This window comes from Actinacidiphila bryophytorum, assembly GCF_016916835.1.
Lineage (GTDB): Bacteria > Actinomycetota > Actinomycetes > Streptomycetales > Streptomycetaceae > Actinacidiphila > Actinacidiphila bryophytorum.
This window is the reverse complement of record NZ_JAFFIX010000023.1, coordinates 22,788-37,022: the sequence shown is the minus strand read 5'-3', so window position 1 is coordinate 37,022 and position 14,235 is coordinate 22,788. Positions and strand designations below refer to the sequence as shown.

Sequence of the window (14,235 nt, the reverse complement as noted above, 5' to 3'; positions counted from 1 at the left end):
GCTGGAACAACGCCAAGCATGGCACCGAGGTTCCTGAACGGACGAGTCCGTCCGCGTCACGGACCGAACAGCCCGGTCTGTCCCGGTCCTGTCCCCGAACCTGTGCCCCCGCTGTGCTGCGGGGCCACCAGGCCCAGGTGCGTCCATGCCGCGGCGGTCGCCACCCGACCCCTGGGGGTGCGGGCCAGCAGTCCTTCCCGTACCAGGAACGGCTCGGCGACCTCCTCCACAGTCTCACGCTCCTCCCCCACTGCGACGGCAAGTGTGGACAAACCCACAGGACCACCGCCAAAAAGTGTCAGAAGAGCCCGCAGTACCGCGCGGTCCAGCCGGTCCAGGCCGCGGGCGTCCACCTCGTAGACCTCCAGGGCCTTCGCCGCGGTCTCCCTGGTGACCAGCCCGTCCGCTCTGACCTGCGCATAGTCCCGCACCCTGCGCAGCAGCCGGTTCGCGATCCTGGGGGTGCCGCGGGAGCGCCCGGCGATCTCCGCGGCCCCTCCCGCGTCGACGCTCACGTCCAGCAGGCCGGCCGAGCGGTGGATCACCCTTTCCAGTTCCGCCGGGGCGTAGAACTCCATGTGCCCGGTGAAGCCGAAGCGGTCCCGCAGCGGCGGCGGCAGCAGCCCGGCCCTGGTGGTGGCGCCGACCAGGGTGAAGGGCGGCAGCTCCAGCGGGATGGCGGTGGCGCCGGGCCCCTTGCCCACCACCACGTCGACCCGGAAGTCCTCCATGGCCATGTACAGCATCTCCTCGGCCGGCCGGGACATCCGGTGGATCTCGTCGAGGAAGAGGACCTCGCCCTCGGCGAGCGAGGACAGGATCGCGGCCAGGTCGCCCGCGTGCTGGATGGCCGGCCCCGAGGTGATCCGGATCGGCACGCCCATCTCGGCCGCGATGATCATCGACAGGGTCGTCTTGCCCAGCCCGGGCGCGCCGGAGAGCAGCACATGGTCGGCGGTGCCGCCGCGCTGGCGGGCGGCCTGCAGGACAAGGCCGAGCTGTTCGCGGACCCGCTCCTGGCCGACGAACTCGCCGAGGTCCCTGGGCCGCAGTGCGGCCTCGACCGCCTGGTCGTCGCTGTCCGCCGCGGCCCCGAGCAGGCGGTCGGGTGCGGCTTGTGCGGCGTCGTCCCAGTTCATGGCAGGTCTCTCGGGTCAGCGGCGGGTGGGTGGCGGTCGGTGGCGGGTGGCGGTCGTCTGTCGTTACGCCCCAGGGTCTGCGGGGGTCAGCGGGTCCTGTTGAGCGACTGCAGGGCGCTGCGCAGCAGCGCGCCGACGTTCGGCTCGGCCGCCGCCTCGGCCTGCGGGGTGACGGCGGCGACCGCCTCGTCCGCCTCGCGGGCGGCATAGCCCAGGCCCAGCAGTGCGGCATGCAGCTGCTCGCGCCAGGACGCGGCGGCCGGGGCGCCGGTGGCGGCGGGCGTACCGCCCAGCGGTGCGCCCAGCCGGTCCTTCAACTCCAGCAGCAGCCGCTGCGCCCCCTTCTTGCCGATGCCGGGCACCGCGGTCAGCGCCTTCTCGTCGCCCGCGGACACCGCGGCCCGCAGCGCGTCGGGCGAGTGCACGGCCAGCATCGTCTGGGCCAGCCGCGGGCCGACACCGCTCACCGTCTGCAGCAGCTCGAACACCTGCCGCTCGTCGTCGTCGGCGAAGCCGTACAGGGTCAGCGAGTCCTCCCTGACCACCAGGGAGGTGGACAGCCGGGCGGGCCGGCCGACGCGCAGGGCGGCGAGGGTGCCCGGCGCACACTGCACGGCCATGCCGACCCCGCCGACCTCGATGACGGCGGTGTCGGGGGCGAGTGCGGCGACCTGGCCGCTGACGAAGGCGATCACGAGGCGGACTCCCGGTTGCTTGCGGTGGCGCTGCGGGCGGCACGGGCCGCGCCGGTCCTGGCGGCAGGTGCGGTACGTGCCGCCGCCGCGCTCTGGGCTGCGGCGGCCTGCCGCAGCCGGTCGGTGGCGGGTCCCCGCCAGATGTGGCAGATGGCCAGGGCCAGGGCGTCGGCGGCGTCCGCGGGCTTGGGCGGCGCGTCCAGCCGCAGCAGCCGGGTCACCATGGCGCCGACCTGGGCCTTGTCGGCCCGGCCGCTGCCGGTGACGGCGGCCTTGACCTCGCTGGGGGTGTGCAGGTGGACGGGCAGGCCGCGGCGGGAGGCGCACAGGATGGCGACGGCGCTGGCCTGTGCGGTGCCCATCACGGTGCGCACATTGTGCTGGCTGAAGACCCGTTCGACGGCGACGGCCTCGGGCCGGTGCTCGTCGAGCCAGGCCTCGATGCCCTGCTCGATCAGCACCAGCCGCTCGCCGATCGGCGCGTCGGCCGGGGTCCTGACGACGCCGACGCCGGCCATCGCCAGCCGGCGCCCCGCGCTGCCGTCCACCACGCCGATCCCGCACCGGGTCAGCCCCGGGTCCACGCCCAGCACCCGCACCGCGCGCCCCCTTCCTCGCAGAGTCGTCCACCCGTTCCCGCAGGCTATCGGTTCGCACCGACAACGAGGGCGGGCGCGGCGGGGTGTCCCGCCGGCCCGCCCTCGTGAAGGCGAGTTGACCGACCGTCAGGCGTCGACCTTCTCCATGACCTCGTCGGAGACGTCGAAGTTGGCGAAGACGTTCTGCACGTCGTCGCTGTCCTCCAGCGCGTCGATGAGCTTGAAGATCTTGCGGGCGCCGTCCTCGTCCAGCTCGACCTGCATGGTCGGCAGGAAGTTGGCGTCGGCGGAGTCGTAGTCGATGCCCGCCTCCTGCAGCGCCTTGCGCACCGGCACCAGGTCGGTGGCCTCGCTGATGACCTCGAAGGACTCGCCGAGGTCGTTGACCTCCTCGGCGCCGGCGTCGAGCACCGCACCGAGCACGTCGTCCTCGCCCAGCTCGCCCTTGGGGACGATCACCACGCCCTTGCGGTTGAACAGGTACGACACCGAGCCCGGGTCGGCCATCGAGCCGCCGTTGCGGGTCATCGCGACGCGGACGTCGGAGGCGGCGCGGTTGCGGTTGTCGGTCAGGCACTCGATGAGGACCGCGACCCCGTTGGGTCCGTAGCCCTCGTACATGATCGTCTGGTAGTCGGCGCCGCCCGCCTCAAGGCCGGCACCGCGCTTGACCGCGCTGTCGATGTTCTTGTTCGGGACCGAGCTCTTCTTCGCCTTCTGGATGGCGTCGAAAAGGGTCGGGTTGCCGTCCGGGTCGGCACCGCCGGTCCTGGCCGCGACCTCGATGTTCTTGATCAGCTTCGCGAAGAGCTTGCCGCGCTTGGCATCGATCACGGCCTTCTTGTGCTTCGTCGTAGCCCATTTAGAGTGGCCGGACATCCGACAGTCTCCTTCGCGTCACCCGTTGCTGCTGTTCCACGTCGCGTGTTCTTCGTCGCGCCACGATCCTACCGGGATCCGATCAGCCCGCGGCGCGCACGGCCGCCACGAAGAGTTCATGCACCCGGTGGTCGCCGGTCAGCTCCGGGTGGAAGGACGTCGCCATGGCGTTGCCCTGCCGCACCGCGACGATGTGGCCGCCGTACTCGGCCAGCACCTGGGCCTGCGCCCCGACCGACTCCACCCAGGGCGCCCTGATGAAGACGCCCTCGACCGGGCCGCCCTCGACGCCCGCGACCTCGACGGACGCCTCGAAGGACTCGTTCTGCCGCCCGAAGGCGTTGCGGCGGACGATCATGTCGATGCCGCCGAAGGTCTCCTGGCCGCTGCGCGGGTCGAGGATCTTGTCGGCGAGCATGATCAGCCCGGCGCAGCTGCCGTAGACCGGCAGCCCGCCGCGTATCGCCGCGCGCAGCGGCTCCATCACCCCGAAGAGCACCGCCAGCTTGGAGATGGTGGTGGACTCGCCGCCGGGTATGACCAGGCCGTCGAGCCCGGCCAGCTCCTCGGGACGGCGGACCGGGGCGGCCGCGGCGTCCGCCGCGGCCAGCGCCGTGAGGTGTTCGCGTACGTCGCCCTGCAGGGCGAGCACGCCGATGGTGGGACGGCTCATCGGTGACTACCAGCCGCGGTTGGCGTAGTGCTCGGACTCCGGGAGGGTGTCGATGTTGATGCCGACCATCGCCTCGCCCAGGTTCCGGGAGGCGTCCGCGATGACCTTCGGGTCGTCGAAGAAGGTGGTGGCGCGCACGATGGCCGCGGCACGCTTGGCCGGGTCGCCGGACTTGAAGATGCCCGAGCCGACGAAGACGCCCTCGGCGCCGAGCTGCCGCATCAGGGCCGCGTCCGCGGGGGTGGCCACACCGCCGGCGGAGAACAGCACGACGGGCAGCTTGCCCAGCTCGGCGACCTCCCTGACCAGCTCGTAGGGGGCGCGCAGCTCCTTGGCGGCCGCGTACAGCTCGTTGTTGTCCAGGCCCTTGAGGCGGGCGATCTCGCCCTTGATCTGGCGCAGGTGGCGGACCGCCTCCACGACGTTGCCGGTGCCGGCCTCGCCCTTGGAGCGGATCATGGCCGCGCCCTCGGCGATCCGGCGCAGCGCCTCGCCCAGGTTGGTGGCGCCGCACACGAAGGGGGTGGTGAAGGCCCACTTGTCGGAGTGGTTGACCTCGTCGGCCGGGGTCAGCACCTCGGACTCGTCGATGTAGTCCACGCCGAGCGCCTGCAGCACCTGGGCCTCGACGACGTGGCCGATCCTGGACTTGGCCATGACGGGGATGGACACGGCGGCGATGATGCCGTCGATCATGTCGGGGTCGGACATCCGGGCCACGCCGCCGTGCTTGCGGATGTCGGCGGGCACGCGCTCCAGCGCCATGACGGCGACGGCTCCCGCGTCCTCGGCGATCCTGGCCTGCTCCGGGGTGACGACGTCCATGATCACGCCGCCCTTGAGCTGCTCGGCCATGCCGCGCTTGACGCGTGCGGTGCCGGTCTCGGGGCTGCTGGCGGTGGACGGTGTGGTGGACACGGTGACCTCACTCGCTGGGAAACGGCGGTTGTCGCCCCGGTCTACCACCAGGGCCACTGCCATGGTCCCCGTGCCGGGCGGCGGCGGAAAAGGGCCAATTCGCCGCAGGTGGCTCCCCGGCCCCGCCACCGGTTCCCGGCGCCGCTCAGCGGGCGCCCGCGCCCTCCGTGGTCAGCGGCTGCGGCGGCTCGTCGTCCATCTCGAAGGCCAGCGGGAAGGGCGCGTGCCCGGCCAGCCGCAGCCAGCGCACCACCCGGTGCTCGCGCACCGCACGGGCGGCGCGGACCGCGTCGTTGTGGAAGCGCCTGGCCATCGGGACCCGCCGCACCGCCTGGGTCAGCTCGCCGATCGCCTCGGTGCCGCCGGGCGCGCCGCTGACCTCGCCGACCGCCTCGGGGTCGGGGAAGACCGCGCGCAACGCCTGGCTCAGCTCGCTCTCCGCGACCTCCCGCTGCTCGGGCTCGGCCTGCCGGGCGGCGTGCGCGGACTCGTACAGCACGATGGACGCGGCCGGGTCGAGCACCCCCGCGGTCGCCAGCTCCTGGGCGACCGAGGCCCGGCGCAGCAGCTGCGCGTCCAGGGCGGCGCGGGCCGCGTCGATACGGGCGTGCAGCCGGTCAAGGCGCCCCGCGGTCCAGCTCAGGTACAGGCCGACAGCGACGAGCGCCACCGCGATCCAGATGATGGTGGTGGTCACGGGCGGCAAGGCTACCGGCGTGCGGGGCCGAAGAAGCCGCGCAGCCGGGTGCGTTCGTCGGTGGCGACGTGCGCGGCGCCGTCGGCGACGGTCTCGTAGACCGACAGGATGTCCGCGCCGACCGAGGACCAGTCGAAGCGCCGCACATGCGCCCTGCCCCGGTCGCTGAGCGCGGTGCGCCGCGCGGGGTCGGCCAGCAGCCGCAGGGCGGCGGCGGCCAGCGCGTCGGCGTCCTCGTTGGCGAACAGCTCGCCCGCCTCGCCCTGCGCGAGGACCTGCGCGAAGGCGTCGAGGTCGCTGGCCAGCACCGCGGCGCCGGCCGACATCGCCTCGACCAGGATGATGCCGAAGGACTCGCCGCCGGTGTTGGGCGCCACGTACACGTCGACGCTGCGCAGCAGCCTGGCCTTGTCCTCGTCGCTGACCATGCCGAGGAACTCCACCCGGGAGCGCATCTGCTCGGGCAGTGTCGCCACCGCCTCCTCCGCGTCGCCGCGGCCCGCGACCAGCAGCCGGGTCTGCGGGCGCTCGGCGAGGATCGCCGGCAGCGCCCGCATCAGCACCGGCAGGCCCTTGCGCGGCTCGTCGATGCGGCCCATGAAGCCGATGGTGTCGCCCTGCCACTCCTTGCGCGGCTCCGCGCGGGCGAAGAAGTCCACGTCGACCCCGTTGGGGATGACGACGGCGTCGCCGCCCAGGTGCTCGACCAGGGTGCGCCGGGCGTACTCGCTGACCGCGATGCGCGCGCTGATCTTCTCCAGCGCGGGCTGCAGGATCGGGTAGGCGGCGATCATCGCCCGCGAGCGCGGGTTGGAGGTGTGGAAGGTGGCCACCAGCGGCCCCTGCGCGGCCCAGCAGGCCAGCAGGCCCAGCGACGGCGAGGTCGGCTCGTGGATGTGGACGACGTCGAAGCCGCCGTCGTGCAACCAGCGCCTGACCCGGGCCGCGGACAGGAAGCCGAAGTTCAGCCGGGCCACCGAGCCGTTGTAGGGCACGGGGACCGCGCGGCCCGCCGAGACCACGTAGGGCGGCAGCGGTGTCTCGTCGTCCGCGGGTGCGAGCACCGAGACGTGGTGGCCGAGCCCGGTCAGGTGCTCGGCGAGGTCCCTGATGTGGAACTGGACGCCGCCGGGGACGTCCCAGGAGTACGGGCAGACGATCCCGATCCTCACGCCGTCCCCGTTCCGCCGCTGCCCGCGGCCGCCGCGGGTGCGGCACCCGCCCGCGGTTCCAGGTCGGCCAGCCAGAGCCGCTGCAGCATGTGCCAGTCCTCGGGGTGCTCGGCGATGCCCGAGGCGTACGCGTCGGCCAGCGCCTGGGTCATCACGGCGGTGCGGTAGGGGCGGTCGCCGCTGTCGGGCACCGCGACCGGCGGGTGCACCCTGCCCTGCATCACCGGCGAGTCGTCGTACCACAGGGTCACCGGCAGCAGCAGCGCCCCGGTCTGCTGGGCCAGCAGCGCGGGTCCCGCGGGCATCCGGGTCTTCTCGCCGAAGAAGTCGACCTCGACACCGGAGGAGGACAGGTCGCGGTCGGCGACCAGGCAGACCAGGCCGCCGTCGCGCAGCCGCCGGGCCAGGGTGCCGAAGGCGCTGCCGCCGGTGTGCGGCAGCACCTCCATGCCCAGGCCCTCGCGGTAGGCGACGAAGCGGTCGTAGAGCGTCTCGGGCTTGAGGCGCTCCGCGACGGTCGCGAAGGGCGTCTCCAGCTTGGTGGTGACCCAGGCGCCGGCCAGGTCCCAGTTGGCCATGTGCGGCAGCGCCAGGATCACGCCGCGGCCCGCGGCGAGGCCGCCGGTCAGGTAGTGCACGTCGGCCGGGGCGAAGCCGCCCCGCACCCGGTCCTTGCTCCACGCCGGCAGCCGGAAGGACTCCATCCAGTAGCGCAGGTAGGAGCGCATGCCGGCCCTGGACAGCTCGCGCAGCCGCTCCGGGCCGGCGTCCGGGACCACGCGGGCCAGGTTGGACTCCAGGCGCAGCACACCCTTGCCGCGCCGCCGCCAGGCCGCGTCCGCGACGGTACGGCCGAGTGCGCGGGCCGCCGGTTCCGGCAGGAGCTTGACCGCGCCCCAGCCGGCCCCGTACAGGCCGTCGATCATGCTCCCGCGCAGCCTGGCGGCCCGGGAGGGGGCGCCCTCCCCCGAGGCGTCGGCGCCGCTCACGCACCGCTCCCGTGCTCGGCCAGCGCCGCCGCGTCCGCCTCTGCGGACTCCCGGCGCACGGTCACCACCCGCTGGATCAGGGTGACCAGGCTGCCCGCGGCGACCGCCCACAGCGCGATCGGCAGCAGGTACTGGATGCCGGGCACACCGAACTTGTGCAGGCCGGAGAAGCCGCACAGCACCAGGGTGACCACCAGCCGCTCGGCCCGCTCGACCAGCCCGTTGACGTTCACCGGCAGCCCGATGGCCTCGCCGCGCGCCTTGGTGTACGACACGACCTGGCCGCTGGCCAGGCAGAAGATGGCCACCGCGCACAGCGGCAGGTTGTCGCCCTTGCCCGCGTACCACATGGCAAGGCCGCCGAAGATCCCCGCGTCGGCGACCCGGTCGAGGGTGGAGTCGAGGAAGGCGCCCCAGCGGCTGGAGACGCCGGCCTGCCGTGCCATGTTGCCGTCGACAAGGTCGGAGAAGACGAACAGGGTGATGACGACGGTGCCCCAGAAGAACTCGCCCCTGGGGTAGAAGACCAGCGCACCTGCCATCACTCCCGCGGTACCGATCAGGGTCACCGTGTCGGGGCTGACCCCCTTGCGCAGGAGAAATGCGGCGAACGGCGTGAGAACACGCGTGAAGAACGCACGCGCGTACTTGTTCAGCATGGCCTTCCCGACGGGTCGGAGGATGTGGTCGCGGCGGCTCGGGGCCGCCACCGGATGGCCCATCGTAGCCAGCCGCCGCCGGGCGGTTGCGGCAGGCACCGCCGGGGCCGCCGCCGCCCCCCGAACAGCAGACCGACAGCAGACCGAGCAGGCCGGCACCCGTACGACGTATGGACGCGACCTGACCGTCGTGGGAAGGTCGAAAGACCGCGGGCGTCGTCGAGGCCGCCTCGCCTGTACGCGGTCTCCCGTGGCGTCCCTGGCGCGCGCCCCCGACGAGGGCGCGGACCCCATGCGGGCAGGACCCGGGAGGCGAGTGCACGTGGGTGCAGCCGACAGGAGAGACGGACAACCAGGGGCCGCCGGAAGGGCACCGGCGGCCGACCGCCCCGAGAAGGTGCGCAATGTGGTGCTGGTCGGCCACAGCGGAGCAGGGAAGACGACACTGGTGGAGGCGCTCGCGCTGACCACCGGCGCGGTGAACAGGGCCGGCCGGGTCGAGGACGGCGGCTCGGTCTCCGACCACGACGAGATCGAACAGCGCCAGCAGCGCTCGGTCCAGCTGTCGCTGGTGCCGGTCGAGTGGGACGGCATCAAGGTCAACGTGCTGGACACCCCCGGGTACGCCGACTTCGTCGGGGAGCTGCGGGCCGGCCTGCGGGCGGCCGACGCGGCCCTCTTCGTGGTCTCGGCCGCGCAGGACGGCGAGGGCATCGGCGGCCCGACCCGCATCGTGTGGGACGAGTGCGCCGCCGTCGGCATGCCGCGGGCGGTGGTCGTCACGCACCTGGAGTCGGCGCGGGCCGGCTTCGAGGAGACCGCGGCCCAGTTCGCCCGCGAGCTGGGCGGCGACGACCCCGACGCGGTGCTGCCGCTGTACCTGCCGGTGCACGGCCCCGAGGGACCCGACGGGCACGCGCCCGTGACGGGCCTGGCCGGGCTGCTCACCCAGCGGGTGTACGACTACTCCTCCGGCGAGCGCGTCGAACACGACCCGGACGCCGGGCTGCTGCCGCGGCTCACCGAGGCGCGCAACCGGCTCATCGAGGGGATCATCGCCGAGAGCGAGGACGAGACGCTCATGGACCGCTACCTCGGCGGTGCGGACATCGACGTCGACACCCTGGTCACCGACCTGGAGCGGGCCGTCGCCCGCGGCAGCTTCCACCCGGTGGTGGCCGCGGCCCCCGCCGCCGACGGCGCCCGGCAGGGCATCGGCACGGTGGAGCTGCTCGAACTGATCACCGGCGGCTTCCCCACGCCCCTGGAACGCGCGGTGCCGCCGGTCACCACCCTGGACGGCGGGCGCACCACGCTGTCCTGCGACCCGGAGGGGCCGCTGGCCGCGGAGGTCGTGAAGACGTCCTCCGACCCGTACGTGGGCCGGATCAGCCTGGTGCGGGTCTTCTCCGGCACCCTGCGCCCCGACGAGACGGTGCACGTCTCGGGGCACGGCATGGAGGACCGCGGGCACGAGGACCACGACGTCGACGAGCGGGTCGGCGCCCTGTCCTCGCCGTTCGGCAAGCACCAGCGCCCCGTGCCGTCCGCGGCGGCGGGCGACCTGGTGTGCGTGGCGAAGCTGTCCCGTGCCGAGACCGGCGACACCCTGTCCGGCAAGGACCGCCCGCTGCTGATGGAGCCCTGGCGGATGCCCGACCCGCTGCTGCCCGTCGCCATCGAGGCGCACAGCAAGGCCGACGAGGACAAGCTGTCCCAGGGCCTGTCCCGGCTGGTCGCCGAGGACCCCACGATGCGCCTGGAGCAGAACCCGGCCACCCGGCAGGTCGTGCTGTGGTGCCTGGGCGAGGCGCACGCCGACGTGGCCCTGGAGCGGCTGCGCACCCGCTACGGGGTGCAGGTCGACGCGGTCCCGTACAAGGTGTCGCTGCGCGAGACCTTCGGCGAGGCCGCCACCGCTCGCGGCCGGCACGTCAAGCAGTCCGGCGGGCACGGGCAGTTCGCGATCTGCGACATCGAGGTCGAGCCGCTGCCGGTCGGATCCGGCATCGAGTTCGTCGACAAGGTGATCGGCGGCGCGGTGCCGCGGCAGTTCATCCCGTCGGTGGAGAAGGGCGTACGCGCCCAGGCCGCCCGCGGGGTGGTGCTCGGCTTCCCCGTGGTCGACATCAGGGTCACCCTGTCCGACGGCAAGGCGCACTCGGTCGACTCCTCCGACGCCGCCTTCCAGACCGCGGGCGCCCTCGCGCTGCGGGAGGCCGCCGCGGCCTGCCGCATCCACCTGCTGGAACCGGTCGCCGAGGTGGGGGTGCAGGTGCCCGACGCCTACGTCGGCCCGGTGATGAGCGACCTGTCCGGGCGGCGCGGCCGGGTGCTGGGCACAGAACCCGCAGGACCCGGGCGCACCCTGGTGCGCGCCGACGTCCCCGAGATCGAGATCGGGCGCTACGCCGTCGACCTGCGGTCCCTGTCGCACGGCACCGGGCGGTTCAGCCGGCACTACGCCCGGCACGAGCCGATGCCGGCCGCGCTGGCGGCGAAGATGCGGCAGCAGGAGGAGGCGGAGCGGGCCGGGTGACCGGTCCTGACGTCTGCCGTGCGGGACGGCGCGGGTGCACGATCCGCCGCCCCCCGCACGGCAGTTGACGGGCCGTTCGGCGGCTCGCGGGAACACCGCGGGCCGCTGCGCCGCTAATCTGGTGACTGCTCCGAAAGTGTGACCCGCACCCCCAGGGGGAATGGGCTGGTCGGAGCCGCGTGGTGGCGGGCGTATCGGCGGACTGGGGGCTTCGGTGACGGACGGGTTCGATTTCAGCCCGGGGGCGCAGATCCCGCTGACGGGCACCGACGGCGAGACCGGCGCCACCCAGGCGCTCGCCTCTGCCGCGTATCGGGACTCGCCGGTCAAGGCGCTGGTCGACATCAACGACGCCGCCTCCGTCAAGGCCCCCCGGCTCTCGCTGTTCGAACCGAACCTCGGCGAGGCCTTCGCACGCGCCGTCCAGGTCCGCATGCTCGGCGCCGCCCGCAAGGAGCTGGTGCAGTCCTTCGGCATCGAACCGCAGACCGTCGTCGAGCACTGCCTGGCCGCCAACCGCATCCGGCAGGAGCGCGACGCCCGGCTGACCATCGTCATGGGCGTCTTCGGACTGCTCTTCCTGCCCGGTGTGCTGCTCTGGCTCGGCGCCTTCCAGCTGCGCAGGTCGCTCGCCACCCTCAAGGCGGGCGGCAACCGCTACGGTGCGCTCGGCGGCGCCGTCCTGGCGGTCGCGGTCGCCCTGGCGGTGCTGCTGGCGATCAAACCGCCCTTCTCCGGCTTCTGGCACCAGTACTTCCGGGTGATGATGATCGCCCCGGTCATCGGCTGGTTCTGGGCCAAGCGGATCTGCGAGCGCACCGCGAAGGACCTGCGCGACCGGTGGAGCGGCCTGGTGGCCGGCACCGCCGTCGGCGCCAAGATCCCCGAGGCGGTCCCCCGCAACCCCAACCAGGTCCGCGCGGAAAGGCTGCGCCAGTCACTGGCGAAGCTGTCCGCCGAGCAGGGCAGCAACGTCGTCTTCTACGCCGGCCCCAAGGGAATACTGGGCATGGGCAGCCGCTGGGGCAGCTGGCACATGGCCGAGGAGCTGATCCCGGCGGAAGGCGTCACCGACATCAACCCCTTCCGCAGCTGGGACGTGATCCGCGCGATCCACGACAAGCTGCGCATGCTGGAGCGCGGCCCGCTGCACACCGGCGGCTTCCCCAAGCCGTCCATACGCCACTGGGTCGTCGCCCCGATAGGAGAGGGCGCCAAGAAGATCGCCCGCCCCACAGGACCCGAGGTCGACTCCTTCTCCGTCAAGGACTTCGAGATCCAGCGGATCTGCAACACCCAGCAGTTCGGCAAGGGCAACCGCCACTACCTGGGCATCCAGTTCACCCTGTGGGACGGCAACCTCGTCATCACCCTGCTGGTCACGGTCACCGTCCTCGCCCACACCCTGCGGGTCGACGTCACCGCGCACGCGCTCGGCCCGATCAACTCGCTGTTCACCGACGGGCCGCCGGACAAGGAGAAGAAGGTCAGCAAGCCGGTCAAGTTCTGGGAGACCAAGACCGTCCAGCTGCCGCTGATCGACTCGGGCGAGGTCGTCAGGCTCGCCGCCCGGGCGCCGCTGACCTGGTTCCCGCCGATCCTGGACTACTTCGGCGGCACCCTGACGCTGCCCGAGCCCTTCGGGCTGCGGCACACCTGGGTCGAGAAGCCGTGGCAGCACCGCTTCATGGCCGACGACGCGCTGCGCGCGGCCACCCCCGTGCTGCGGGCGGTGCACTCCGCCGCGATCCAGGTGATGACCGAGAACGGCGTGGACACCTCGCACTTCACCAACCGCTCGATGGTCCTCAGCGGTCTGGTGCAGGGCGTGGAGCCCAAAAAGGCCGACGCCTACGACGCATGAGCCCCGCGGCCGACGCCCACGCCTGACCTCGCGCGGTCACCCCGTCAGCGCGGCCAGGCGTCGGCCAGCATCTTGCGGGTGTCCGCCAGCAGTTGCGGCAGCACCTTGGTCTGGCCGACCACCGGCATGAAGTTGACGTCGCCGCCCCAGCGCGGCACCACGTGCTGGTGCAGATGCGCCGCGATGCCCGCACCGGCCACACCGCCCTGGTTCATGCCGATGTTGAAGCCCTGCGCCGCCGACGCGGTCCGCAGCGCCGTCATCGCCCGCTTGGTGAACTCCGCCAGCTCCACCGTCTCCGCCGCGTCCAGGTCCGTGTAGTCCGCGACATGGCGGTACGGCACCACCATCAGGTGCCCGCTGTTGTACGGGTAGAGGTTCAGCACCGCGTAGACGTGCTCGCCGCGGCTGATGACCAGGCCGTCCTCGTCGGACTCCGCGGGGATCGCACAGAAGGGGCAGCCGTCGCCGGCACCCGGACCGGTGGGCTTGTTCTCCCCCTGGATGTACGCCATCCGGTGCGGGGTCCACAGCCGCTGGAACGCGTCCGGTACCCCCGCTCCCTGCCCCTGCTGCGGCTCACTCGTCATGACGGTCAGCATAGGACTTCGCCCCCGCCACGCGTGTCGCCGGGCCTGCCACCGCACCCGTGACGGGATCCTGGCCGGATGGACGACGACGACAGCCGGCTGGCCCGCTGGGAGAACCGCAGCGAGGTCCCGCTGTTCCTCCTGTCGCTGCTCTTTCTCGGCGCCTACGCGGCCCATGTGCTGGCCACCGGCTGGCCGCAGGCCGCACACACGGCGCTGCTGGCGTTGATCGACGCGGTGTGGGCGTGCTTCGCCGTGGACTACCTGGTGCGGCTGCGGCTCAGCGGCCACCGCTTCGGGCCGCGCTACGTCGCCCACCACCTGCTCGACACGGTCGTGCTGATCCTGCCGCTGCTGCGACCGCTGCGGGCCGTGCACATCTACCAGGTGATGCAGCGCCGCCACGAGCAGCCGCGGCTGAGCCTGTACGGCCGGGTGATCTCCTACGCGGGCATGTCGGCGGTGCTGCTCGGCTTCTCCGGTGCGCTGGCGGTCTACCAGCAGGAGCGGTACGCCCCCGGTGCGACGATCCGCACGTTCGGCGACTCGGTGTGGTGGACCTGCGAGACGCTCACCACGGTCGGCTACGGCGACGTCACCCCGGTGACCTTCTGGGGCAGGGTGATCGCGGCCTTCCTGATGCTGATGGGCCTGGCCCTGCTGGGCGCCGTGACCGGCTCCTTCTCCTCCTGGCTCTACCAGGCCTTCGCCCGCGAGGGCGAACTGCCCCCGGGCCGCTGAGACCCGGGGGCTACCCCCGCTTGCGCGGGGAGCAGGCGTCGTCCGACCCGACGTACTTCTCAGGGGCCGGCACACCCCCGC

14 protein-coding genes are annotated in these 14,235 nt (G+C 72.9%); 3 read left to right on the top strand and 11 right to left on the bottom strand.

Annotated elements, in window-relative coordinates:
• Positions 1-56: 56 nt before the first annotated feature.
• The 10 genes from ruvB to pgsA form a co-directional block, all read right to left on the bottom strand.
• Positions 57-1,139 (bottom strand): Holliday junction branch migration DNA helicase RuvB, encoded by a 1,083-nt coding sequence (gene ruvB, locus JT723_RS27105; RefSeq protein WP_205047431.1) that lies wholly within the window; start codon positions 1,137-1,139, stop codon positions 57-59.
• A gap of 86 nt (positions 1,140-1,225) precedes the next feature.
• Complete coding sequence (gene ruvA / locus JT723_RS27100; RefSeq protein ID WP_205047430.1) at positions 1,226-1,834, bottom strand: Holliday junction branch migration protein RuvA; 609 nt, start codon at positions 1,832-1,834, stop codon at positions 1,226-1,228.
• Positions 1,831-2,433: a crossover junction endodeoxyribonuclease RuvC gene (gene ruvC, locus JT723_RS27095; protein ID WP_205047429.1), complete on the bottom strand. Its 603-nt coding sequence runs from the start codon at positions 2,431-2,433 to the stop codon at positions 1,831-1,833. Before ruvC ends, ruvA begins: the two co-directional genes overlap by 4 nt.
• 126 nt (positions 2,434-2,559) lie before the next feature.
• Complete coding sequence (locus JT723_RS27090) at positions 2,560-3,312, bottom strand: YebC/PmpR family DNA-binding transcriptional regulator (protein ID WP_205047428.1); 753 nt, start codon at positions 3,310-3,312, stop codon at positions 2,560-2,562.
• Positions 3,313-3,394: 82 nt separating this feature from the next.
• A complete protein-coding gene (pdxT, locus tag JT723_RS27085) occupies positions 3,395-3,985 on the bottom strand; it encodes a pyridoxal 5'-phosphate synthase glutaminase subunit PdxT (RefSeq protein ID WP_205047427.1) in 591 nt (196 codons plus the stop codon).
• 6 nt (positions 3,986-3,991) lie between these two features.
• Positions 3,992-4,903, bottom strand: coding sequence for a pyridoxal 5'-phosphate synthase lyase subunit PdxS (gene pdxS, locus JT723_RS27080; protein ID WP_205047426.1), 912 nt, complete (start codon positions 4,901-4,903; stop codon positions 3,992-3,994).
• A gap of 145 nt (positions 4,904-5,048) precedes the next feature.
• Positions 5,049-5,600 (bottom strand): LemA family protein, encoded by a 552-nt coding sequence (locus JT723_RS27075; protein WP_205047425.1) that lies wholly within the window; start codon positions 5,598-5,600, stop codon positions 5,049-5,051.
• A gap of 11 nt (positions 5,601-5,611) precedes the next feature.
• A complete protein-coding gene (locus JT723_RS27070) occupies positions 5,612-6,772 on the bottom strand; it encodes a glycosyltransferase family 4 protein (RefSeq protein ID WP_205047424.1) in 1,161 nt (386 codons plus the stop codon).
• On the bottom strand, positions 6,769-7,710 hold the full coding sequence (locus JT723_RS27065; protein ID WP_265749819.1) for a phosphatidylinositol mannoside acyltransferase: 942 nt from the start codon (positions 7,708-7,710) through the stop codon (positions 6,769-6,771). The genes JT723_RS27070 and JT723_RS27065 overlap by 4 nt, the downstream gene beginning before the upstream one ends.
• A 47-nt stretch (positions 7,711-7,757) precedes the next feature.
• Complete coding sequence (gene pgsA, locus JT723_RS27060) at positions 7,758-8,483, bottom strand: phosphatidylinositol phosphate synthase (RefSeq protein WP_372441387.1); 726 nt, start codon at positions 8,481-8,483, stop codon at positions 7,758-7,760.
• A 259-nt stretch (positions 8,484-8,742) separates the two neighbouring features.
• On the opposite strand from pgsA, the gene JT723_RS27055 reads away from it, so the two are divergent.
• Both JT723_RS27055 and JT723_RS27050 read left to right on the top strand, forming a co-directional pair.
• Entirely contained in the window at positions 8,743-10,959 is a 2,217-nt protein-coding gene (locus JT723_RS27055) for an elongation factor G-like protein EF-G2 (RefSeq protein ID WP_251513610.1), read from the top strand.
• Positions 10,960-11,173: 214 nt separating this feature from the next.
• A complete protein-coding gene (locus JT723_RS27050) occupies positions 11,174-12,823 on the top strand; it encodes an AbeC-like domain-containing protein (RefSeq protein ID WP_205047423.1) in 1,650 nt (549 codons plus the stop codon).
• Positions 12,824-12,867: 44 nt separating this feature from the next.
• Here JT723_RS27050 and JT723_RS27045 read toward each other — a convergent pair whose 3' ends face one another.
• On the bottom strand, positions 12,868-13,425 hold the full coding sequence (locus JT723_RS27045; RefSeq protein ID WP_205047422.1) for an HIT family protein: 558 nt from the start codon (positions 13,423-13,425) through the stop codon (positions 12,868-12,870).
• Between the two features lie 66 nt (positions 13,426-13,491).
• Between JT723_RS27045 and JT723_RS27040 the strand changes: the two genes are divergently transcribed.
• Entirely contained in the window at positions 13,492-14,154 is a 663-nt protein-coding gene (locus tag JT723_RS27040) for a potassium channel family protein (protein ID WP_205047421.1), read from the top strand.
• Positions 14,155-14,235 lie beyond the last annotated feature (81 nt).

Coding starts and splice junctions, on each gene's coding strand:
- pdxT (WP_205047427.1), bottom strand. CDS start 3,985: ATGAGCCGTCCCACCATCGGCGTGCTCGCCCTGCAGGGCGACGTACGC.
- pgsA (WP_372441387.1), bottom strand. CDS start 8,483: ATGGGCCATCCGGTGGCGGCCCCGAGCCGCCGCGACCACATCCTCCGA.
- JT723_RS27040 (WP_205047421.1), top strand. CDS start 13,492: ATGGACGACGACGACAGCCGGCTGGCCCGCTGGGAGAACCGCAGCGAG.
- JT723_RS27090 (WP_205047428.1), bottom strand. CDS start 3,312: ATGTCCGGCCACTCTAAATGGGCTACGACGAAGCACAAGAAGGCCGTG.
- JT723_RS27045 (WP_205047422.1), bottom strand. CDS start 13,425: ATGCTGACCGTCATGACGAGTGAGCCGCAGCAGGGGCAGGGAGCGGGG.
- ruvB (WP_205047431.1), bottom strand. CDS start 1,139: ATGAACTGGGACGACGCCGCACAAGCCGCACCCGACCGCCTGCTCGGG.